Source organism: Limosilactobacillus reuteri (assembly GCF_034259105.1).
Taxonomy (GTDB): domain Bacteria; phylum Bacillota; class Bacilli; order Lactobacillales; family Lactobacillaceae; genus Limosilactobacillus; species Limosilactobacillus reuteri_G.
Genome location: NZ_CP139478.1, coordinates 657,543 through 680,704, shown reverse-complemented (window position 1 = coordinate 680,704; position 23,162 = coordinate 657,543). Strand labels below are relative to the sequence as shown.

24 protein-coding genes are annotated in these 23,162 nt (G+C 39.1%); 5 read left to right on the top strand and 19 right to left on the bottom strand.

Going from position 1 to position 23,162, the window contains the following annotated elements; translation table 11 throughout:
* Nucleotides 1-11 precede the first annotated feature (11 nt).
* Nucleotides 12-977: an IS30 family transposase gene (locus SH603_RS04170; protein ID WP_321533671.1), complete on the bottom strand. Its 966-nt coding sequence runs from the start codon at nt 975-977 to the stop codon at nt 12-14.
* Between the two features lie 242 nt (nt 978-1,219).
* On the opposite strand from SH603_RS04170, the gene SH603_RS04165 reads away from it, so the two are divergent.
* Entirely contained in the window at nt 1,220-2,950 is a 1,731-nt protein-coding gene (locus SH603_RS04165) for an IS1182 family transposase (protein WP_321534136.1), read from the top strand.
* Here the strand turns inward: SH603_RS04165 and SH603_RS04160 are convergent.
* The 4 genes from SH603_RS04160 to ccpA form a co-directional block, all read right to left on the bottom strand.
* The gene (locus SH603_RS04160; protein WP_169473362.1) at nt 2,924-3,670 is read right to left on the bottom strand and encodes a YebC/PmpR family DNA-binding transcriptional regulator; all 747 of its coding nucleotides are present in this window, start codon (nt 3,668-3,670) and stop codon (nt 2,924-2,926) included. The genes SH603_RS04165 and SH603_RS04160 overlap by 27 nt on opposite strands.
* Nucleotides 3,671-3,800: 130 nt before the next feature.
* Nucleotides 3,801-5,183, bottom strand: a complete 1,383-nt coding sequence (locus tag SH603_RS04155) for an ISLre2-like element ISLre2 family transposase (protein WP_321533619.1) — start codon at nt 5,181-5,183, stop codon at nt 3,801-3,803.
* Between the two features lie 140 nt (nt 5,184-5,323).
* Entirely contained in the window at nt 5,324-6,169 is an 846-nt protein-coding gene (locus tag SH603_RS04150) for a hypothetical protein (RefSeq protein WP_321534135.1), read from the bottom strand.
* 13 nt (nt 6,170-6,182) lie between these two features.
* Nucleotides 6,183-7,193 (bottom strand): catabolite control protein A, encoded by a 1,011-nt coding sequence (gene ccpA / locus SH603_RS04145; RefSeq protein WP_169473358.1) that lies wholly within the window; start codon nt 7,191-7,193, stop codon nt 6,183-6,185.
* Nucleotides 7,194-7,353: 160 nt separating this feature from the next.
* Between ccpA and SH603_RS04140 the strand changes: the two genes are divergently transcribed.
* On the top strand, nt 7,354-8,454 hold the full coding sequence (locus SH603_RS04140) for a Xaa-Pro peptidase family protein (RefSeq protein WP_321534134.1): 1,101 nt from the start codon (nt 7,354-7,356) through the stop codon (nt 8,452-8,454).
* Nucleotides 8,455-8,493: 39 nt separating this feature from the next.
* On the opposite strand, the gene SH603_RS04135 is transcribed toward SH603_RS04140, so the two are convergent.
* Together SH603_RS04135 and SH603_RS04130 are read right to left on the bottom strand one after the other, a co-directional pair.
* Nucleotides 8,494-8,952 (bottom strand): hypothetical protein, encoded by a 459-nt coding sequence (locus SH603_RS04135; protein WP_169473354.1) that lies wholly within the window; start codon nt 8,950-8,952, stop codon nt 8,494-8,496.
* Nucleotides 8,945-9,385 carry a DUF948 domain-containing protein gene (locus SH603_RS04130; protein WP_113896634.1) on the bottom strand — a complete coding sequence of 147 codons (441 nt, stop codon included), beginning with the start codon at nt 9,383-9,385 and terminating at the stop codon, nt 8,945-8,947. Before SH603_RS04130 ends, SH603_RS04135 begins: the two co-directional genes overlap by 8 nt.
* A gap of 142 nt (nt 9,386-9,527) precedes the next feature.
* Between SH603_RS04130 and SH603_RS04125 the strand changes: the two genes are divergently transcribed.
* Together SH603_RS04125 and SH603_RS04120 are read left to right on the top strand one after the other, a co-directional pair.
* Nucleotides 9,528-10,403: a mechanosensitive ion channel family protein gene (locus tag SH603_RS04125; protein ID WP_153701164.1), complete on the top strand. Its 876-nt coding sequence runs from the start codon at nt 9,528-9,530 to the stop codon at nt 10,401-10,403.
* Complete coding sequence (locus SH603_RS04120) at nt 10,393-11,229, top strand: HAD-IIB family hydrolase (RefSeq protein WP_169473352.1); 837 nt, start codon at nt 10,393-10,395, stop codon at nt 11,227-11,229. Before SH603_RS04125 ends, SH603_RS04120 begins: the two co-directional genes overlap by 11 nt.
* A gap of 105 nt (nt 11,230-11,334) precedes the next feature.
* Here SH603_RS04120 and cbpB read toward each other — a convergent pair whose 3' ends face one another.
* From cbpB to SH603_RS04095, 5 genes are all read right to left on the bottom strand, one after another.
* Nucleotides 11,335-11,778 (bottom strand): cyclic-di-AMP-binding protein CbpB, encoded by a 444-nt coding sequence (cbpB, locus tag SH603_RS04115; protein ID WP_321534133.1) that lies wholly within the window; start codon nt 11,776-11,778, stop codon nt 11,335-11,337.
* Between the two features lie 15 nt (nt 11,779-11,793).
* Nucleotides 11,794-12,318 (bottom strand): metallophosphoesterase family protein, encoded by a 525-nt coding sequence (locus SH603_RS04110; protein WP_169471815.1) that lies wholly within the window; start codon nt 12,316-12,318, stop codon nt 11,794-11,796.
* A gap of 3 nt (nt 12,319-12,321) precedes the next feature.
* Nucleotides 12,322-12,912, bottom strand: coding sequence for an XTP/dITP diphosphatase (locus SH603_RS04105; RefSeq protein ID WP_113896638.1), 591 nt, complete (start codon nt 12,910-12,912; stop codon nt 12,322-12,324).
* 1 nt (nt 12,913) lies between these two features.
* Entirely contained in the window at nt 12,914-13,717 is an 804-nt protein-coding gene (gene murI / locus SH603_RS04100; RefSeq protein ID WP_169471817.1) for a glutamate racemase, read from the bottom strand.
* Between the two features lie 139 nt (nt 13,718-13,856).
* Nucleotides 13,857-14,822 (bottom strand): IS30 family transposase, encoded by a 966-nt coding sequence (locus SH603_RS04095; protein ID WP_321534132.1) that lies wholly within the window; start codon nt 14,820-14,822, stop codon nt 13,857-13,859.
* Between the two features lie 125 nt (nt 14,823-14,947).
* Between SH603_RS04095 and SH603_RS04090 the strand changes: the two genes are divergently transcribed.
* Nucleotides 14,948-15,502, top strand: coding sequence for a YslB family protein (locus SH603_RS04090; RefSeq protein ID WP_035154250.1), 555 nt, complete (start codon nt 14,948-14,950; stop codon nt 15,500-15,502).
* A gap of 53 nt (nt 15,503-15,555) precedes the next feature.
* Here the strand turns inward: SH603_RS04090 and trxA are convergent, their stop codons facing one another.
* From trxA to alaS, 7 genes are all read right to left on the bottom strand, one after another.
* Complete coding sequence (trxA, locus tag SH603_RS04085) at nt 15,556-15,870, bottom strand: thioredoxin (RefSeq protein ID WP_321534131.1); 315 nt, start codon at nt 15,868-15,870, stop codon at nt 15,556-15,558.
* Between the two features lie 90 nt (nt 15,871-15,960).
* On the bottom strand, nt 15,961-18,336 hold the full coding sequence (locus SH603_RS04080) for an endonuclease MutS2 (protein ID WP_169472627.1): 2,376 nt from the start codon (nt 18,334-18,336) through the stop codon (nt 15,961-15,963).
* A 1-nt stretch (nt 18,337) separates the two neighbouring features.
* Nucleotides 18,338-18,874, bottom strand: coding sequence for a CvpA family protein (locus tag SH603_RS04075; RefSeq protein WP_003666690.1), 537 nt, complete (start codon nt 18,872-18,874; stop codon nt 18,338-18,340).
* 94 nt (nt 18,875-18,968) lie between these two features.
* Nucleotides 18,969-19,265: a DUF1292 domain-containing protein gene (locus SH603_RS04070; RefSeq protein WP_003666689.1), complete on the bottom strand. Its 297-nt coding sequence runs from the start codon at nt 19,263-19,265 to the stop codon at nt 18,969-18,971.
* A 9-nt stretch (nt 19,266-19,274) separates the two neighbouring features.
* Nucleotides 19,275-19,718, bottom strand: a complete 444-nt coding sequence (gene ruvX, locus SH603_RS04065; RefSeq protein WP_003666687.1) for a Holliday junction resolvase RuvX — start codon at nt 19,716-19,718, stop codon at nt 19,275-19,277.
* Nucleotides 19,715-19,981, bottom strand: coding sequence for an IreB family regulatory phosphoprotein (locus SH603_RS04060; protein WP_321534130.1), 267 nt, complete (start codon nt 19,979-19,981; stop codon nt 19,715-19,717). The genes ruvX and SH603_RS04060 overlap by 4 nt, the downstream gene beginning before the upstream one ends.
* A 410-nt stretch (nt 19,982-20,391) precedes the next feature.
* Entirely contained in the window at nt 20,392-23,046 is a 2,655-nt protein-coding gene (alaS, locus tag SH603_RS04055; RefSeq protein WP_169472629.1) for an alanine--tRNA ligase, read from the bottom strand.
* Nucleotides 23,047-23,162 lie beyond the last annotated feature (116 nt).

Here is a 23,162-nt window from a genome sequence, read left to right as displayed (position 1 = left end):
GTCAATTTAAGTTAGAAAGAAAATAGTTGCTCATCAGTGACGTAAGACATGAATACTTCATATGGAGTTCGATAGCCTAGTGATTTACGGGGCAGGTTATTTCGCTTACTCATCAGTTGGGTTACCAATTCATCAGGAAGATTGCGGAAATCTAGCTGTTTCGTTAAGCCATCCCGGCGTAAAAGACCGTTGTTGTTTTCGTTCAGCCCTCGTTGATTGGGAGCACCAACCTCGGCAAAGTAAGTGTGAAGGTCAAATTGATTGGCAATCTCGCGCCAGCCGGCGAATTCTTTTCCGTTGTCAAAGGTAATCGATTTGAAGAAGTGCCGCGGGAATTTCCGAAGCCACTGACTTAAGTGTTGGTTAATCGCATCAGCCGTCTTTTCGTGCACATTGAGTACAATTTCGACCTTCGATTGGCGTTCGGTCAGGGTCATTACCGCCCCTTGGTGCTTTTTGCCTTGGACGGTATCAGCTTCAAGGTGCCCAAATTCAGTGGCATAGTGCGGAAAGTCCTTGGCACGCTCGTGAATACTTCGCCCCAATTGGCCAGCCTTCCCACGGCGCTCGACATAGCCATTCGGGTGCCGCTTACCTCGCATCGGCAAGGAACGGACATCGAAGCCGAACTGGCCACGTTCAAACATCCGGTAAAGAGTTCGCCGGTTACAACTAATTGGGCGCTCAGCGCGCCCAATAATGGTATCAGGCGTCCACCCCTGGGCAATTTTGTCGTTGATATAAGTGAGTTCAGCCAGTGACAACTGAGTACGTTTTCGGCCACAACGTTGCTTATTGCGCATATAGTGATCTTGATAATCAGCAATTGAGGCACCGGTTTCCAGGTAACGATAAACGCGATAAACGGTTTCGGCGCAACGTTTGATCATTTGGGCCACTCGGTACGCTTTAAGCTTTTGCACGAAAGAATGGGCGATGATTGTCAGCTCGTTTGTGGTAAGATGGGTGTAAGTCATTTGTGGTTTCCTTTCTTTTGTTTAGGGGTATTTAAAAGTCTACCACAAATGGCTTTTCTATTTTTCTAACTTAATTTTACAAACGGCGAACTAAAAGAGGCCGGGAAAAAACTCCTAGTTGAAAATAAAAATCCGTACAATGAATTCTACAAAGATTCATTGTACGGATTTTTATGTACACAGGAAATCGTTCCTGATATGATGTAATTACCCCTAAAAACAAACAAAGAGGAGCGATTTTCATGTATCAAAATTATATCACAGTGCAAACAGAATTCGTACTAAATTATGATTATAATGTTCCATCAAGACATATTGTACGTATGATTGATGCTTTTGTAGATTCGATTCCACAAGAAATTTTATTGGATGACAAAGTAGCGACTACCGGTCGCCCACTTTCTCATCCAGCGATTATGCTTAAAATTTTATTATTTGCCTATTCACGTCAAACTTATTCTGGTCGGAAAATTGAGTTGATGCTTGAAGAGAATTTACCAATGCGTTGGTTGGCACGTGATCATACCTATAGTTACCATACAATTAATAATTTTCGCCAAAGTCAACACGCTAATAATTTAATCAAACGTTCTTTTGTGTACTTTACGATGGCATTAAAGGATCACGGACTAATTCAAAGTGATGCTTTCTTTATTGATGGGACAAAGCTTGAGGCAGATGCCAATAAGTATTCATTTACTTGGCGTCGAGCTGTTGAAAAATATCATGCAAAATTAAAAGAAAAAACAATCAAACTTTACGAAGATTTAGTCGAAAAACGGGTAGTTAAAGCGATGAGTCCAGAACTAGTGGAAACCGCTAATGGAATGGCTCTTATGGCTGAAAATATTGATGATAAAATCAGTGAATTGAATGAAGAAATAGCTCAAGAACCTAAAGTAATCAAGGGTGGTTCAGTTAAGAAACGACGACGCCGTTTCTTAAAAAAGATTCGTCGACAATTAAAAGAAGACTTTATACCTCGTGCTAATAAGTATGAAGAAGCAGAAGATATTTTTAAGGGCCGCAATAGCTTTTCAAAAACAGATCATGATGCCACATTCATGTGTATGAAAGAAGATCCAATGAAAAACCGAGAATTGAAACCTGGATACAACTTACAAATCGCTACCCACAATCAATTTGTTCTTGATTATGCCTTATATTCTAATCCGACAGATACTAGAACATTAGTACCATTTCTTGCTCAATTTCATTCTTTAGATTTCTTTGATCATATCGTGGCTGATGCAGGGTATGGTAGTGAATATAATTACACGACAATTATTGATCAGTTTGAAAAACAGCCTGTTATTCCATATACGACTTACCAAAAGGAACAGAAACGAAAATACAAAACTGATCCAACTAAATCACAAAACTGGCAATATAATGCCGAAGATGATTATTACATTGACCATCTAGGAGTTCGTTTTAGTTTTTATCGTTACAGTCGAAGAATTGATAAATATGGATTTAAACGTGATTTTAAACTTTATCGGGCAGATAAACATCAATTATCAGTACAATTAGATCAATTAGCGAAAACACCAAGTGGACGTCAACGCTATATGCAAGTTAATCCAACTTGGAATTACTATAAAGCTAAAGTTAAAGCAACCCTCTCAAGTGACGAAGGTAAGGCAATTTATCGTCAACGTAAGTACGACGTTGAACCCGTTTTCGGTCACATGAAGAGGGATTTTGGCGTACGCCGAACACATTTACGTGGGCAACGCGCTGTGGAAAATGACACCGGATTTACACTAATGGCTATGAATTTAACAAAATTGGGAAAGTTAGTAGCTCAAGCAGGGACAAAATTAATTGAAAAAGGAAAAATCCGAACCATAATTTCTGGAAAATCAAAAATTATGGTTCGGATTTTAATATTCAGAGGAAGGAATTTAATAGTTAATTCCCAGCCTCTAATAACAATGATTGAATTATTCTTCATCGTCATCTTCGTCTGATAAAATACCAGTTTCGTAAATATCAGCAACATCATCGTTTTCTGTTAATTCATCAATCAAATGACGGTATTGCTTTGCCTTATCTGCAGGTACCTCGGTCCGGTTTTGAGGGATCATGGTAACTTCAGCAGTATCTAATTCGTAGCCTTGTCCTTGAAGAGCATCACGAACATCAGTCATGCTACTTGGATCAGTGAAGATTTGGAACTTTTCTTCAGTTGCCTTCATATCTTCAGCTCCAGCATCCAAAGCATCCATTAACATATCATCTTCGCTCTTATCAAGACCATCACGAAGAATTTCGATTAATCCTTTACGGTCGAACATGTATGAAACTGATCCGCTAGCACCTAATGAACCGCCAGAGTGACTAAATGCTGAACGAACAGCAGATGCAGTCCGGTTCTTGTTATCAGTAAGAGCAGAAACCATTACTGCTACCCCACCTGGTCCATAACCTTCATAAGTAACTTCTTCGAACTTAGCTCCACCAATACCTGAAGCTTTAGCAATAGCACGGTCAATGTTTTTCTTAGGCATGTTGGCCGCGTGTGCCTTATCGATTACAAGCCGTAATTGAGCGTTGTTCGCTGGATCAGGATCACCTGCTTTAGCTGCTTGGTACAAGTCACGTGAAATCTTTTGGAAAATCTTACCACGCTTAGCATCTTGGGCGTTCTTACGTCCCTGAATGTTATGCCATTTTGAATGTCCTGACATTACTGACTCCTCTTTTCTTTATTAATGTAATACAAACAGATAAATTTTAGCAAATATTCATCGTTAATTCAAGGTTATTGGTGAGGTTGTATCTGTCAAGTTTTCATAGGTAGCCTTTAAATATACAGTTTTAGTGGGTTAGTGCCTTAAAAAGTTGTCCCATTGGTCTACTTGTGGCCGTGTTAATCGGAATTATTCCTTGTACTGCTCCAATTGACGGCTTTGTCGGTGCTTTTCTTAGAAACTCTCCAGTTCGAATATGTATTTCCTGTAATAGGCTGGTTTGAGCCACTCGAGGAAGAACTGTTAATTGTTCTAGGATCGTATTTAAACTAGCTTGCAGTTCACCATTCATTCGGGCTTCAATTAAACCAATCATGGCCTTAGCCCCCTGCTCAGTCCACGACTTGCCCTGTTTCTTCATCCGGTAAGTAAAAGCCCGGTGAGAACTTTCGACTGAACCGATTAAATGAATATCCTTAAATCCACGCATTTGTGGCGAGAGGATGTACCGCCAATTTCGCTGTAGATATTTTCTTAAACGCATTAGGTCGTCTGCTTGTTTTTCTGTTAAGTTTTGTGATTCATAAGTATCTAAAATTATCGTTAGCTCTGCTTGATCATGATGGCGAACCGCTTTAATTGCTCGCATAGCTAATTCGTTGTGATGACCTAAAGTATGTTCAATTTTCTGTAAGCAATGATAGCGGTCGAGAAAGTATTCACCATGTGCACCTTGAGGAACTAGACTTAATAGCTTAGCTGGTTCGTAACCTGGGCCAGCGTCACTGGCCAAAAAGATCGTTTGACCGGCAAGCTTATAATGGCGGTCTAAATAATCACTTAGTCGTGCTTCAAGCCGTCCTTGGTGCCCAACACTGAGAAAGTCATGCCGATTAATGATTTGATTAGCTACTCGCTCATAAACCCGATAATGGTGCACAAGAGTCAGCTGACCTGCTTCTTTTTTGCCTTTAATCATAAAGGCATCACCCTCAATAGTTAAATTTTTAGGCATATGGCGAGGAGTAGTTTGGTGTTCTTTTGCTTGAGTTTGTTTAGCTACCTGATTTCCTAACTCATGCACGGCGTGCATTACCGAATCGGCAGTAATTCCGCTGTCAAATACAAGGTTCAAAATGTCGGCAGTATTACGCATTGTAGTTGTTTGGGCAATCTTAGCCATCATCATTAAGTAGTGCGGCGATAAACGACGACGTGGTTTAATTTTTAATTGTTGGTCTAAGTAAAATTCACGTTTCTTTGTCCCAGCCTGATAATACCGTCGTTGAAAAGTCACCGGGCCAAAGATAAAGTTAAGCGTCCGTGGCTGTTTATTGATTACTTGATAGTTCGCTGGAGCTTGGGACTTTAAGCTTCGATCTAAGCTTTCCAAAAAGTTTTGCATGATTACTTGTCCTAACTCCAATACCCCTTTTAAAATAATCTGTTCAGCTTCAAATAAACTGCCTGATTTCACCAAATTCTGCTCGATTTCTGTTAAAATATCCATGAGGAAAGACCTGCCTTTGCTTAGTATTCGACACACTAAAGGCTACTGGTCTTTTCTTTTTTTGTAAATAAGTAAATTGGTCTACAAAAAAGATTTCCACGACCAGATGAATTATTCATCCAACCTATGAAAATCTTACACTAACGGTGAGGTTGCCATTTTCGTTTTACAAATTGCAGAATAAATAACACAATACTAATAACAATCAGCATCATTGAACCATGAAATCCAGTCTGCTGAAAATCATTGGCAACCTGGGAAATAAAGGGGCTTATGTCTGGTTGTCCAGCACCCATTTGAAGAGCAATCGCATGAATAGTCATAACGATTCCTGTATATAAAACAGTTCCCCACAGATAAATCCACCTAAAACTACCAATTAAGTGATGCTGCCATAACCCCTTAAAAATCAATAGAACGAGGCTGATAATTGAAATCACTAAAATAATATTAATAACCGTTTTAGCAATTTTAATCCCATTAATTAACTGTGCAACTTCGGGAGTATTTAACTGACTGTTAACCACCGAATTAATGTTACCAGTAATTGCTGAAGAACTGCCTGCTGGTAACATGGACGTCGACAAACCATATTGAGTTAATTGGGAATTAACAGATGTGCCCACATTATTAACTATAGATGATAGGTCAAGATTAATTTTTTCACCTGCATATACCTGATCAATTGCCTGATTAATTAGCTTGTCAGTATCACTTTTCTTTAAGACAGAAGTTGAAATCCCGTACTGAGTTAGACTGCTGTTAACCTGACTTAACATAACTGATTCAAGCGACGAACTTGTAACTTCTTCTTTTACAAAGTTAACATTTAAGAGTGTCGAATTAATTAGTAATGTTAGCCCGAGTAAAGTCACACAGATTACACCCCATAAGCAGTATAGAAAATGAAGCTTTTTCGGTGTTTCTTCTACTGGTTTCTCAACTTTTTCTTGTCGTTGTGCTCGCAATTCACTTCGGGTTGTCACAACAAATCACAACCTATTTACGAGTTGATTGGCGTTCAATAAAGCCATGATCTAAAATAACATTCTTTTCATCATCATTGCTGTCATCGCCATCCATTAATTTTGTCAACAACCGCATTGAAATGGCTCCAAGATCATAAAGGGGTTGAGTGATTGAAGTAATTGTCGGCCGGACAACCTTTGTATAATTAGTGTCATTGGAAGAAATTAGTTCAAACTCAGCTGGAACACTAATACCAGCATCTGTAAGCCCGTTCAAGAGCCCCGCAGCTAAACTATCATCTGTTACATAAGCAGCCTTTAAGCCCTTTTCGATAACTTCTTGTGCCTTTGCATATCCTGCTTGATAAGACCCGTTTGTTTCAATTACTAATGAATCATTAAATGCCACATTATTATTTGTCAATGCTTCTTTATATCCATTGAGTCGGTCTTTACCATTAATTGAGTATCGTAATGGACCAGTAATATAGGCGACTTGTTGATCACCATGCTTTAGCAGAAATTCTGTTGCTTCCTTGGCAGCTGCTTGGTAGTTAATCCGAACGCTTGGTAAAGTATCATCATTAACAACAGAACCAGCTACTACAACTGGTGTATTTGTGCTTTCAAATTCATTTCGCAGATCATCAGAAACATCATGACCCATAAAAATAAGTCCATCAACCTGTTTAGCAAGCAAGCTCCGCACCACTTTTAGAATCTTTTCATCATCAGAATCAGAATTAGTTAAAATGATATTGTACTTATACATTGAAGCAACATCATCAATCCCCAATGCTAATTCCGCAAAGTATGGATCAGTTATATTAGGAATAACTACCCCGACAGTCGTTGTCTTTTTAGAAGCTAATCCCCGTGCAACTGCATTAGGACGATAATTAAGCTGCTTAATTACATCTAAAACTTTTTGTCTAGTTTCTGGCTTTACATTTGGATTGCCATTTACTACCCGTGAAACAGTGGCCATTGAGACACGAGCTTCTCGGGCAACCGTATAAATTGTTACTGATTGTTTTTCCATAAGATAGCCCTTTCTTTATTGGTATAATCTGTTTTCATATTTTTTCATAACCTAGTTAATATAGCAGATTTAGTTTTAATTAGCAAACGTTCTTCATTATTTTTTTACTTTCATAACAATATGTTATAATATTCGCAATCTTTTTTAGGAAGTGAATGCAGTGACAAAACTTAATCAATTACAAAGCGCTCTTACTGAAAAAGGATTAGATGCTGCTTATATTAGTGATCCAATGACCATTAATTACCTAACTGGTTTCTACAGTGATCCAGTAGAACGGGTATTAGCACTAGCCTTTTTTACCGATAGTGAGCCATTTCTGTTTGCCCCAGCGCTTGAAGTAGAAGCAATAAAGGATACTGGTTGGAAATATCCGGTATATGGGTACTTAGATCACGAAAAACCTTTTGAGCTTATTGCTGAACACATCAAAAATCACGCTGGTTCACCAATTAACTGGGGAATTGAGGGAGAATCACTAACTGTTGACCGTCTTCGTGCTTTAGAAAAAGTCCTCCCTAATGCCCATTTTAATACTGATCTCTCTCCTTTGATAGCAAAAATGCGAATGATTAAAAGCGATGATGAGATCGCTAAGTTAAATGAAGCCGGAAAATGGGCTGATTTCGCTTTTAAAGTAGGATTCGAAGCAATTCAAATTGGTAAAACAGAACAAGAAGTTGCTGCCGATTTAGAATACGCTCTTAAGCAACACGGGATTAATAAAATGAGTTTTGATACTCTAGTTCAAGCTGGTCCTCATGCTGCCGAGCCTCATGGAGCTACCTCCAGTAATAAAATCCAAAATAATCAGCTCGTCCTCTTTGACTTAGGAACAATTGTTGATGGCTATATTAGTGATGCTTCCCGAACAGTGGCTGTAAGAAAGTTAAATGACAAACAAAAAGACATCTACAAAGTATGTTTAGAGGCTCAATTGGCCGCTCAAAATACTGCGAAGCCGGGAATGACTGCTGAAGAATTAGATAAGATCGCTCGTGATATCATTACTGCAGCCGGTTATGGCGAATACTTTATTCACCGGCTTGGGCACGGAATGGGCAGCAGTGAACACGAATTTCCATCAATCATGGAAGGAAATCAGCTAGTTCTTGAACCTGGCATGTGCTTCTCTATTGAACCAGGCATTTATATTCCAGGTTTTGCCGGCGTCCGGATTGAAGACTGTGTTCATATTACAGAAGATGGTTGCGAACCATTTACGCATACAACTAAAGAATTGCTAACTTTCCCTCATTAAAATAAAAAAGCTGAGAAATTTCTCAGCTTTTTTATTTACTTATTTATTGGCTATCTTAGCATCAGCTTGATCTGCTTCATCGTCTTCAGTAGATGCTGGCTTTTGATCACTAGTAGCATCGATAATAATATCGTTATTATCTTCATCTGCTTCTTTATTCTTCGCTAATTCCTCACGAATATCAGCAGTTTGCTTATCAAAGTCATCATTAGTCATATGATTAACTACTTTATTGGCGCTATCTTTTACCTTACCCTTAACATTATTAACAGCATCCGCAGCGCCGCTCACCTTATCGTTCAAGTTAGAATCACTCATAAGATCATCAACAATATCTAATGCGTCTAAGGTGTAATCAGTCACATAATCAGCAACTTTATTAATCTTTTCATCAACGATTTCTTTCAATGCTTCTTTTTTAGCTGGTGCCATTTTCTTCCATGCGGCATATGTTGCAGCTCCACCTAATAATATCCCAGCAAGTAACTTTTTACTCATTATTTGTCATTCCTTTCTTTTGCTTCCGATGCTGTCTAAATTTGTTGAAAGCATCTAAAACAAGCGTCTTTCCTGCAAACTTAAAAATACTCCGGTCAAATTGTCGCTTCTCGCGGTGCAGCCGGGCTTTCTCGACCATTTCTTGAAGTGAGGCATTCACTTCTGAAACACTCTGACTTACATCTGCAACTGCTTTAACCGCCGGATCTAGTTGTTCTGATTTATGATTAATATCGTCTAACAATGTATTCGTGTTACTTAGCACGTCCTCCATTTCTTGGCTAAGATAATGAACATCCCGCGTTAAAGTTGAAATACTTTTATTTGTTTCTTTCATTGTCTTACTCAATTGATTCAACAGGATACATGCAAAAATGACTAATATTAGGAATGCGATTGCCGCAATTAACCCTGCCAACTGACCAAAAGTCATCTGATAATCCCTCCTTTAGTTTTCAAAATACTTATTCAATACTAAGAATATCATAAAACAAATAAAAACGATAATCTAGTGTAGTCGACAGAAGCTTATCTTCCCTGTTAAAATATTTATTAGTATTTTTTAGGAGGTTATTATGATCACTGGTGCCACTTCACTTACATCAAAACAAACGGAACAATTAAAAAAAGCTTTTACAGATTTATCCTGGCACGAAATTTCACAACAGCTTTTAAGTAAATTTCTTTTAATTATCGTTACGTTTGTCTTATTTTTAATGATTTTATGGGTAGGACGGGTTATCATTGTCCACCTTTTTCAAGAATCAAAAAAATACAATGTGCTAAAAAATAGCAACCGAATGGCAACGGTAAAAACCCTTGTCTTAAACATTTACCGTTATACTTGTTATTTTTTCTTATTGTACGCTATATTATCAGAAATTGGCGTTCCAGTGGGCACTCTGATTGCTGGAGCCGGAATTTTTAGTTTAGCATTGGGGCTTGGTGCGCAAAGCCTTGTTAGTGATATCGTGACTGGATTTTTCATCCTACTTGAGCAACAATTAGACGTTGGCGATACTGTCCAAATTGGTCAAATCAAAGGAACAGTAACCGCGCTTGGAATTCGTACTACGCAAGTTACTAGTTCCGATGGGACACTTAATTTTATTCCTAACCGTAACATTACCATTGTGCAAAATCTTTCACGAAATAATATGGTCAGCAACGTTGATATTCGGATTACTTCGAAGACCCCGCTTAACAAGGTAGAAGAAATTGTTACGCAAGTTAATAAAAAACTAGTGCCACAAACAAAGGCACTACAATTAAAACCAGTTATTGTCGGACCAGTCGTTACTCCAGACGGTGCGCTCGTTTTTCGCGTGACAATAACAGCAGTCAGTGGAAAACAATCAACTGTCGCTAGTCGCTTTTTGGCAGCATATCTTAAAGAATTACGAACAAATAATATTCCAATTGCCTGGGAGGGAGCACCTAATGAGCATTAAATTAATCGCTACTGATATGGACGGAACCTTTTTACGAGACGACCATACTTACAATCATTCTTTATTCGCAAAGGTCTTTCGCCAACTTGAACGCCATAATATCTACTTTGTCGCTGCTAGTGGATCCAGTTTTCCACGATTGCAACGTGAATTTAAAGACTACACCGCCAAGATGGGATTTATTTCGCAAAACGGATCAGTTATCCATTTAGGAAGCAAATTATTTAAATCTTTTCCTATTAATCAGGAATCTTTAGCCCGAGTTATTCATGTTCTTGACCGTTTCTATGGTCCGCAAGATATTAATCAATTAGTAATCTCTACTAGTGAAAAATCTTATGTCGATCAGGGGATGAGTGCTCATGATTTCAATATTGTGAAACTTTTTTATGAAAATGTGGAGCGTATTCCTGATATCCGGCAGATTTTCACTCAACGACCAACTGAAAATTTTACCAAGATATCGATTAATTTTGCTAATCATATCGATCTTAAAAAAATTGCAACAACCTTAGATGGTTACTTACCGCCATCTTTAATCATGGAAAATTCAGGCTTTAATACTGACTTAATCGGTAATGCTGCTGCAACTAAACAAAACGCTCTTTCCCTTTTGCAGTCCCACTTTAATTTAAAGGCAAATGAAATTGTTACGTTTGGTGACAATGAAAATGACCTCGGGATGTTAGCGATGACGAGTCAAAGCTACGCAATGCAGAATGCACAACCAATTATTCAAATGCAAGCTGCCCACACCACCACAATTGATAATAATCATGATGGCGTCTTGCAGACTATTAACCAATTAATTAAAAATGAACGATAAAAAGAGGCCTCCAACATTCGGTTTTACCGGGCGCTGGAGGCCTTTGTTGTACTACGCTATTTGTTTTTTATGAGAGTAACTCAACTTATGTCACAGCCACTTTCATTATTTTCCAAAAGTATGCATTGTATAATTGACCGCCTTTAATACTTCACGACGCGTCACAATTCCGCAAAAGTAATTATGATCGTCCACCACCGGTAAAAACGACTGGTCAATTAAGAGGTGTAAATTTTCTTCGATATCAGTTGGATCTTGAATAACCGGCGCATCGGTTTGCATCACATCCCTGACCGTTAATTCATTTAAGCGTTCCACATTGATCCGCTTTGTCTCCAATAATTGGTCAGTAATCATTGCCAATGAAATCTGACCGCAATAATGGTTTTTATTGTCAACCACAATAATTTTAGCATAACGATCCTTAGTAAGAACTAAGAATGCATGATCTAAACTATTACTTTGGTTTACCATCGCGACTAAGCTGGCGGGGATCATAAACTTCTGCTCATTTTTCAGCAATAAGGTCCGTAAACGCTGATCAATCACAAAAAATACACTCCTTTATTTTTGACGACTGAATTCACAATGTAATCCAGGAACAGCTTCCATCTGACGGTTATAATAATCTACAATAAACCGCTCAGACTGTGCATCAATAATTGCAAAGGTTCCCCCGAGTTTAGCATATTCACCACGAGGAAAACTGATACTCCCAGGATTAATTATTAGCATTTGATGGTCATAAACGGCTCCTAATTGATGAGTATGCCCGTAGCACACAATAGAGGCTCCCTTTTCTTGGCCGGTAAGCATCAGAGGGGTAAGAGAAAAATTGGCCCGTTGTAAATGACCATGAGTGATATAGAGCTGCTCTTGACCAGCATTAATTACCAACTCATTAGGGTACGACAAACCATAATCATTGTTCCCTTTCACTGCCTTAAAATTGCTCATTGGTTCCTGATCAGGAGCTAATTCTGAATCCCCACAGTGAATCATTAGGTCAACCTGATCCCCCATTTCTTGAACAATCTCTGTCAAAATTTTTTCTTCTCGATGGTTATCACTTACAACTAATATCTTCATTTTCTATTTCCACCAATCATTAAATTGCTTCATAAATGACCGTAATGCTCGTCCCCGATGACTAATTTGATTCTTTTGGCCTGCTGTTAACTGGGCCATTGATTTGCCTAATTCATCGACATAAAAAAGCGGGTCATAGCCAAAACCGTTTTCTCCCGTGAGTTGATGAAGAATATGACCATCAACTCGGCCATTAGCAACTAATTTTGTCCCATCAGGCTTAATTCCAACGATGGTAGTATGGAAGTGAGCAGTCCTTTTTTCATCAAGTACCCCATTTAATGCCGATAAGAGTTTAGCATTATTAGCAGCATCGTCATGATCACCAGCATACCTTGCTGAACGTACTCCTGGAGCACCGCCAAGGGCATCAACCATTAATCCCGAATCATCCGCCATAACAGGTAATTGAAGTTCATTAGCAGCTGTAGTGGCTTTAATTGTTGCATTTTCTTCAAATGTTTTACCATTTTCATTAATTGCTATTGGTGCAAAATCGGCTAATGTTTTTACTTCAATTCCTAGGGGAGCAAGCATCTCTTGGTATTCACGCGCTTTCCCAGCATTCTTTGTTGCAATTACGATTGTTTTCATTTTAACCTTCCTCGTTTAATTGAATATGTGCACACTTGCTGTAGCCATTCGGTAACCATTGTTGTGCACCAGCAACTAAGTCTTTAATATCTCCCGTTGAATAAAGGTCGATACTTGATGCTAAATCATCACTCAATTGATTTTCACTAGTTAATAATTCCTTTGTCTGTCTGATTGTCTCGAATGCAGGATCAATTAACTGAACATTAGATCCTAATTTATTATGAATTTCTTTTTGTAAAAACGGAAAATGAGTGCATCCAAGGATCAAAGCTTCAATCGATTGATTATCAAATACTTTTAATTCAGCATCAACAGCTTTTTGTGCTTCAGCTGTCCCTGTTTGCCCATGTTCAACAATTGGGACCAGTGGTTGGGCGGAAGAACTGATAACTTTTAAAGCAGGATTGAGTTTAGCTAACGTTTTAGCATAGGCGCCATTTTTAATAGTGGATTCGGTGCCAATTACCCCAATTTTTTTATAATGATGTTGGGTAGCAGCCATGGCTCCTGGTTCAATTACCCCAATTACTGGAATTGGTAATTCATTTTGAAGAAGTTGAAGAGCTGCTGCAGTTGCGGTATTACATGCAATTATCATCATTTTTACATCTTGTTTTAACAAGAATTTTCCAATGCGTAATGCTAATTGCTGGATCTGTTCTTTTGTCTTAGTTCCATATGGAAAATGCCCTTGGTCACCCACAAAAATTACAGATTCGCGGGGCATTTGTTCACGAAGTACACGGGTTACAGATAGGCCGCCTAGCCCTGAATCCATAACCCCGATTGGTCGTTTATCCATTCTCTTCACCTCGTTAATTCATTAAAACGTTTAAAACCTTGAAACTATATTATCCTTTTCTCCATAAGATTTTGCAAGTTTTTCAGGTTTAACCCTATTAAGATCTTGAAATTTAAGTATCCCGAAATGTCAATTTAAGTTAGAAAGAAAATAGTTGCTCATCAGTGACGTAAGACATGAATACTTCATATGGAGTTCGATAGCCTAGTGATTTACGGGGCAGGTTATTTCGCTTACTCATCAGTTGGGTTACCAATTCATCAGGAAGATTGCGGAAATCTAGCTGTTTCGTTAAGCCATCCCGGCGTAAAAGACCGTTGTTGTTTTCGTTCAGCCCTCGTTGATTGGGAGCACCAACCTCGGCAAAGTAAGTGTGAAGGTCAAATTGATTGGTAATCTCGCGCCAGCCGGCGAATTCTTTTCCGTTGTCAAAGGTAATCGATTTGAAGAAGTGCCGCGGGAATTTCCGAAGCCACTGACTTAAGTGTTGGTTAATCGCATCAGCCGTCTTTTCGTGCACATTGAGTACAATTTCGACCTTCGATTGGCGTTCGGTCAGGGTCATTACCGCCCCTTGGTGCTTTTTGCCTTGGACGGTATCAGCTTCAAGGTGCCCAAATTCAGTGGCATAGTGTGGAAAGTCCTTGGCACGCTCGTGAATACTTCGCCCCAATTGGCCAGCCTTCCCACGGCGCTCGACATAGCCATTCGGGTGCCGCTTACCTCGCATCGGCAAGGAACGGACATCGAAGCCGAACTGGCCACGTTCAAACATCCGGTAAAGAGTTCGCCGGTTACAACTAATTGGGCGCTCAGCGCGCCCAATAATGGTATCAGGCGTCCACCCCTGGGCAATTTTGTCGTTGATATAAGTGAGTTCAGCCAGTGACAACTGAGTACGTTTTCGGCCACAACGTTGCTTATTGCGCATATAGTGATCTTGATAATCAGCAATTGAGGCACCGGTTTCCAGGTAACGATAAACGCGATAAACGGTTTCGGCGCAACGGTTGATCATTTGGGCCACTCGGTACGCTTTAAGCTTTTGCACGAAAGAATGGGCGATGATTGTCAGCTCGTTTGTGGTAAGATGGGTGTAAGTCATTTGTGGTTTCCTTTCTTTTGTTTAGGGGTATTTAAAAGTCTACCACAAATGGCTTTTCTATTTTTCTAACTTAATTTTACAAACGGCGTATAATAATAATGATTGTTAAAAAGGAGCGAGTGGATATGAGTCAGAAATTATATAATCAGTTAATAGCCGGTCATCAAGGGCTAGGGGCTGGAACAATGCGCGACGTGATTTTACCAGCCATCCTAGGCAAAGAAACCGATGAGATGCTATATTGGATTGGTAAAGATCTCGCTCGAGTATATCCTGTTGCTACAGCCGAGGATCTAGTATATCTCACTAATCAACTTGGCTTTGGCCGTTTAGCTTTACGTAAAAAAAGCAACACTTCTCAAGTGTGGCGGTTATCAGGGGTAATTGTAAAGGAACGGATTCAAAGAGACGAAGAGGAAACCTCCTTTGGTTTAGAGTGTGGTTTTCTTGCTCAAGAAGTAGAGTTTCAACTTGGAACGGTTGCAGAGGCAAAGATCTTTGACCGTCACCGTGATTATGTTGATATTTTGATTCAAAATGATCCACAAAGTTCAGCTGATAATGAACGATCTGAGATGGTAACATTCATCACTGTTGATCGCCCTGACGAAAAAGAAGACGCCCCCAAAAAAGAAACTCGTCATTCACTACTAAAGCGACGAAAAAAAGATAAAAAATAAGTTTAAAATACGAAAAAGCTGGAAGAAAACAAAAAGTTTTCTCCAGCTTTTTTCTAATCAACATATTGTTGTAAAATTTGCTTTAATTGATCTTCACTATGATAACCAATGATTTGGTCTACTACCTTGCCATCTTTCTTAACCATTAATGTAGGGATACTCATAATCCGGAATTTTTGTGCAATTTCTGGATTTTGGTCAACATCCATCTTAAAAAATTTAATATCGGGCATCTTATCAGATAGTGCATCAACTACTGGTGATTGCATCCGACAGGGACCACACCAAGTTGCCCAAAAATCAATTAAATCGACACCAGTTGCAGTATCTTGTTCAAAGGTTTGATCTGTAGTTACGTTTACAGCCATCTTCAATTCCTCCTTTGTTTTTCTTAACGTTATTCTAACAAATCACTTCTTAAATGTCATTTAAGTTGCTTACTTTTTTATAGTAAGTAATTATAGATTAACAATTGTTGCTCCATCCCCACCAGCATTAGGGGAAGCATAGGAGAATGATTTAACCCGTGGATTGCTTTGCAGATATTGTTGCGTTCCCTTACGAAGAGCACCGGTTCCTTTTCCGTGAATAATTGTTACTGTTGAAAGATTATTCAACAACGCATGATCAATAAAGTTACTTAGCTCACTCATTGCTTGTTCATAGCGATGACCGCGCAAATCAAGACGGGCCGAGGTCTTTCTTGTTTGTGTCGTTCTCACAGCAGCTCGTGGTCGCCGCTTTGCATCTTTTTCTCGTGGGAGATCTTTCTTAGCTACTTTTTCAAGATTATTCTCATCAATTTCCATTTTAAGAATCCCAATCTGAACTTCCCACTTGTGGTTTCCCCGCTTAGATAAAAGTTCTCCATATTGACCATAAGATTTTACCAAGACTGCATCACCTTTATGCAAATCATGCTTTTGCTTAGCCCGTTGTAATACTGAGTTGTGTTGCAACCGGGGATTATCACGATGAAGAGCGTTTAATTGACCTTGTGCATCAATTAATTCATTTTCTTTTACATTTCCGCCCTGTTGAACTTCTAACTGGCGCAAATGATGAATAATTCGATCAGCCTTTTTCTTCGCCATCGAAACTTGATGATTGGCCTTTGAACGTGCTTGCTCATATAACTTATCACGCTGTTCATTAAAGCGGGTAAGTTTCTCATCAAGGTCACGCTGAACTTTTTCGTTTTTGGCTACTAGTTTTGCCAGCCTTTCACTTTCTTCACGTGCTTTTTTCCGCTGCTCTACTAAATCACCAATCATATTGTTAAGGTCTTGACTATCATCACTAACAAATGTCCGTGCTTCATCAATAACCTGGGGATTAATTCCTAATCGCTGAGCAATCTCTAATCCATTCGACCGCCCAGGAATTCCTAGCAGTAATTTATACGTCGGCTTAAGAGTTTCTTGGTCAAATTCCATACTAGCATTAATCGTCTTAGCACGATCATAGCCATAAACTTTGAGTTCAGGATAGTGGGTTGTAATTACAACCATGGTTCCTTTACTGCCAATATTATCAAGAATTGCCATTGCTAAAGCAGCCCCTTCTTTAGGATCAGTTCCAGCACCAAGCTCATCTAGAAGGACTAAGCTACGACTTGTAATTTGTTCAAGAATTGCTTTTACTCCATCCATATGCCCAGAGAAAGTACTCAGATTTTGTTCCAATGATTGTTCATCACCGATATCCGCAAATACATTATCAAAGATCCCAATTGTACTGCCTTCTTCTGCGGGAATAAACAAACCGGATTGTCCCATTAACTGGATAATTCCCAAAGTTTTAAGCGTAATGGTTTTACCACCAGTGTTGGGCCCGGTAATAATAATCGCTTGGTAATCTTCCCCAATCTTAATATCATTTGTCACTACTCGCCGGGGATCAATCAAGGGATGACGCGCTTTCCGTAGTGAAACATGATTTTCTTTGCTTAAGAGTGGCAGCGTTGCCTTAGTATCATGTGCCCAGCGTGCCTTGGCATTAATAAAGTCAAGGTGTCCAAGAATTGCTTCATTCTGGCCAATATCATGCCGGTAAGGAGCAATCATTTGTGATAATTCAATTAACACCCGTTGCATTTCTTGCCGTTCTTCTATTTGCGCTTGTCGTAACCGATTATTGGTCTCCACAACGGCTGCAGGTTCAATATATAATGTTTGTCCACTAGCACTTTGGTCATGAACAACCCCGCCAAATTTATTTCGGTAACGAGCGATTACTGGAATTACATAGCGGTCATTCCGCATTGTGACAATCGGGTCGCTTAAGTATTTCGCATTTTTCCCGCGAGTATACCTTTCCATTTGTTGGTGAATTTCTGTTTCCGTTTGGGTAATTAATTGCCGAATACCATGGAGTTTAGCCGATGCTTCATCATTTATCCGTCCATCAGGATCGATCGAACGAACTAGCCGCTGGGTAATTGAAGGAATTGTAACTAGGCGGTCAACTTGGGTAGTTAAAACCCGTAATTTAATTTTTTTCTCCCGCATCTGGTCAAAAAAGTTTTTTACACTCATACTAGTTTGCAGCACTTTAGTAATTTGAGCTAATTCCGTGCCGTTCAGATTTGCCTTAATTTTCAAACGTTTCAATTGCGGTTTGATATCAGCTAGTTGCGGAATAGGAATCCCATCTTCTAACCTTAAAATATCGGTTCCATCAGTAGTTTCTGTCAAAAGCTCTTTAACTGCTTCATAATCAGTCTGTGGAACAAGCTGCGTTAGTTCGCAACGACCAGCGGCAGAAACAAGGTATTGTGCCAGTTGTCCTTTTATTCGATCAAATTCTAATGTTTCTAAAATTTTGTTGTTCATTTTATCCTCCCTGTACTAGCGTATCAATTACTAAATGCGCTATTCCTGGTGTTTGATTAATCATAAAACGCGCTAGTTCTGAGTTTGCTATTTGCATTTGCCACCAACCTGCTGGAAATAATTGCATAATTAGTAAAACAACGTAAATAATCAAATAGCCAATCAAAAATGAGATTAAGCCACCCGCAATTTTATCAACTGTCCCCACCACTGGAATCCTCTTTATCCAGTTTAACTGACGAATGCCCCAGTGACAAAGAATTGAAACAATTGTAAAAATTATCATAAATGCAATCCCATTATAAAAGAAAAGATTACTATTTACATTTGCAAGCAAGCTCTCGGAAAATGTTGCTGGAGTTCCAATACTTGGTAATAATGATTTTAACCAGCCACCAATCAATTGGGCTCCCTGGCGAGCAACGATCCAAGCTACTATATATGTCCCCAGCATTAACGTCATTGTCAATAATCCGCGGCGATGACCATTTATAAAGCACCCCATTAAAATCAAAATAATAAAGGTTGTTAAAATCATCCTAATGATCCTTTCTGCTTGTAAAGAAAAAGGACTGTGACAAATGTGTCTACAGCTCCCTTTTGTTAATATTTTATTTATCCTGGAATTTTAATTAAGCCTTGAAATTACCATCATTATCAAGGAAAGTATTTAATACTTCTTCAACCATGTCCCATTCCTTATCATCTTCAATTGGAACAAGGTCCTGTCCATCGTTATCTTCATTATCAGCTATAATGTAAGCTTGAATATCAACGGAATCGTCATTTTCTTGTTCCGCTGGATAGATAAAGATATATGATTTGCCATAATCATCAGAATCAAACGTAAACAATTCCTTAAATAATTGTTCATTACCATTCTCATCAATTAATGTAATCATGTCTTCGTTATTTTCTTGTTTACTCATTTTAATACCTCATTTTAGCTTATTCACAAGGCGGCCATGGCGATCCAAATAGCTTTGTAAAATGAACGTTGCTGCAACTTCATCGATAACTTTTTTCTGCTTAGCACGTGAAATGTCCGCTTCTTCAACTAGCATTCGGTGTGCCTCAACCGTCGTTAAACGTTCATCTTGAAAGTCAATAGGAATATCTGGAAAACGTTGTTGTAATAGCTTACCATAGTGCTGAGATGCTTCAACACGAGGACCTTCTGTATTATTCATATTTTTAGGAAGGCCAATTACAAACCCAGCTACCTGTTCTTTTTTCACTAGCTCGGCAACACGATCAATCCCAAAAATTTCGTTTTCTTCATCAATTGGAATAATCTCAACTGCTTGGGCCGTCCAACCGAGAGGATCGCTTACGGAAATGCCAACCGTTTTAGAGCCAACGTCTAATCCCATTAATCTCATTTAGTTTCACCGTTATTCTTTAGGTATGACCGAATAAGCTCTTCAATAATTTCGTCACGTTCATGTTGACGAATCAAGTTACGTGCATCATTCAAACGCGGAATATAAGCCGGATCACCAGATAAAAGATAACCGACAATTTGATTAGTCGGGTTGTATCCCTTTTCTTCTAATGATTCATAAACCGTCTTTAATGTTTGCTTGATATCTTCTTGACGTTCTTGACCGAAATCAAAGAACATCGTTTTATCATTTGTAGCCATCAATCGTCACCTCCAGATATTCTTTTCAACCATCAATTTTACTATATTTTTATTAAAATCACAATTTACATTTGTCAATTGTAAGTAAACAGTAATATTAGTTTTATCTTAAACTACAAGTTTTATATTATAGCTGATAATAGAGCTTCTTGATAGTATTTTTTATTACCTTAAGAAGTTCTTACAAAAAGAAAGATTGAAAGAACTCAAAAATTGGTTTCTTTCAATCTCTTGGACTGTGACATAAGTCAAGTTACTTTCATAAAAGACAAATGGCGCAGTACACCAATGGCCTCCAACGCCCGGTAAAAAAACGTTGGAGGCCTATTGTTGCTTGCGGGGGCTCCCAGAGGCTAGCTTCGCGTCAAAAAACGAAGTCACAAGTGACTTCTGTCTTGCTCCCTTTTGATTTACTTATCGAGGTAATCTTTAGCTTGACTTAAGGCTTCCTTAATTCCAGCTGGATTCTTTCCACCAGCTTGGGCGAGGTTTGGCCGACCGCCACCGCCACCATTAATGGCTGGTGCAATCGCCTTAATAAGGTCACCGGCTTTTAAGCCTTCCTTAGTTTTATCATCGCTAACAGCCACTAATAAGTTTGCTTTACCATCACTGGCTGTCGCAAGAACTAGAACATCAGAAAGAGCCTTTGAGCGCCAAGTATCAGCAAGTTGCCGTAATTGACCCATTCCAGCAACTTGAACTTCGGCAGCAATTAAACTTCCATTCTTAGTTGTTTGAACATTTTCAAAAACATTATTGGCTTGTTGAGCAGCAATCTTAGCTTGAAGAGACTCATTTTGCTTCTGAGCTTCTTTAAGTTCATTTTGCAGCGTTTCTACTTGGTGAGGAACTTCCTTAATCTGAGCAACTTTCAAACTAGCAGCACTCTTTGTTAAGAGGTCATCACGATCTTGAAGGAACTTAAAGGCATCACTGGAAGTTACTGCTTCGATCCGCCGTACTCCAGCACCAACTCCTCCTTCAGAAACAATCTTGAAGAGACCGAGCTCATTCGTGTTTTTAACGTGGTCACCACCACAGAATTCAGTGTTAAAGTCACCAATCTTTACAACCCGAACCTTATCACCATACTTATCTGAGAATAAGGCGATGGCACCCATTTCCTTAGCAGAATCAATATCAGTTTCAACTGTTTTGACTGGGATTTCCTTCCAGATTTGCTCATTAACCATGTTTTCAACCTTCTTAAGGTCCTCAGCAGTTACCTGGCCAAAGTGGTTAAAGTCAAAACGTAAGTAATGTTCTTCAACTAATGATCCGGCTTGTTGAGTATGACCACCAAGAACGTTTCGTAATGCTTGGTCTAACAAGTGGGTTGCTGTATGGTTCTTTTCAATCTTAAGGTGACGAATACGGTCAACAACCAGTTTGTAACGAGCACCCTTTTTAATAGGGGCAGTTAATTCTACCCGGTGAAGGTTTTGCTGGTTTGGTGCATGTTGAACATCAACCACCCGACCAACTTTTTTACCATAGTTGTCAATAATGTCACCAGTATCAGCGACTTGGCCTCCCATTTCAGCATAGAATGGCGTTACATCAAAAATTAATTCAATGTTCTTATCACCTGGTTGTGCTTCATCCGCTTGTTGACCATCATGTGCTAAACCAATAACTTTTGCATTATCAACGGCCAAATCAGTGTAACCAACATATTTGCTATCTTCTTTGAATGAAGTCCACAAATCAGTTTGAACACCCATCCCGTTATCCATATCACGGGCATTACGAGCACGATTTTGCTGCTCTGTCATTGCTGCTTGGAAGCCCTTTTCATCAACTGTTAATCCTTCATCTTCAGCATATTCCTTGGTTAATTCAATTGGGAAGCCATAAGTATCATAAAGTTTAAAGGCTGTTCGTCCATCAATTTCGTTGGTCTTATTTTCTTTAGCTTCAGCAATCACGTTATTCAACAAGTTTAATCCGCCATTTAAGGTTGCACTAAAGCGATCTTCCTCTGATTCAATAACTGAAGCAATATAGTCAGCATTTTTAAGAACATCAGGATAGTAGTCTTCCATGATCTTGCCGACTGTTGGAACCATCTTTGCTAAGAATGGTTCATCGATTCCTAGCTTCTTTCCAGCAACAACTGCTCGCCGAAGCAACCGCCGAATAACGTATCCACGACCAACATTTGAAGGCAAAGCGCCATCCCCGATCGCAAAGGTAATTGTCCGAATATGATCAGCGATAATCTTAAATTGAATATCGTCTTCTTTATTTTGACCATACTTCTTAGTACCACTAAACTCTTCAGCTTGCTTGATTAATGGCATAAATAGGTCGGTTTCAAAATTGGTAGGGGCATTTTCAAAGATTGAAACAACCCGTTCAAGACCCATCCCCGTATCAATGTTTTTATGAGGAAGTGGTTCGTAAGTATCTTCCGGCGTATGGTTAAATTGACTAAAGACAATGTTCCAAATTTCAAGGTAACGTTCATTTTCACCACCAGGGTAATTTTCTGGATCATCATCGGCCAAATTATTAAATTCTTGACCACGGTCATAAAAAATTTCCGTATCTGGACCAGATGGACCTTGACCAATATCCCAGAAGTTATCTTCATCAGCAATCAAGTGGTTTTCAGCAACGCCTACTTCACGCCAGCGATTATAAGCGTCATGATCTTTAGGGTAATAAGTAATGTATAGCCGTTCAGGATCAAACCCAAACCATTCATCACTTGTTAGTAATTCCCAAGCCCATGGAATTACTTCATTTTTAAAGTAATCACCAACAGAGAAATTACCCAACATTTCAAACATGGTATGGTGCCGGGCAGTCTTACCAACGTTTTCAATATCGTTCGTTCGAATACTTTTTTGTGAGCTTGTCATCCGTGGATTGTCAGGAACAACTTTTCCGTCAAAGTATTTCTTCATTGTGGCAACCCCAGAGTTAATCCATAGTAATGTTGGATCATTTACTGGAACTAATGATGCACTCGGCATAACTTGGTGGCCATGCTCTTCAAAAAACTTCAAGTACATCCGCCGTACTTGAGCACTATTTAGCTTCTTCAACTCTTTCATCAAATCGCCCTTTCTAAAAAAACAAAAAACCACCATTGCGAATCAGAGACGCCGGATTGACGCGGTACCACTCTGCTTGCAACGATGGAATTCGTTTACCTCTTTACTTCTTGGTT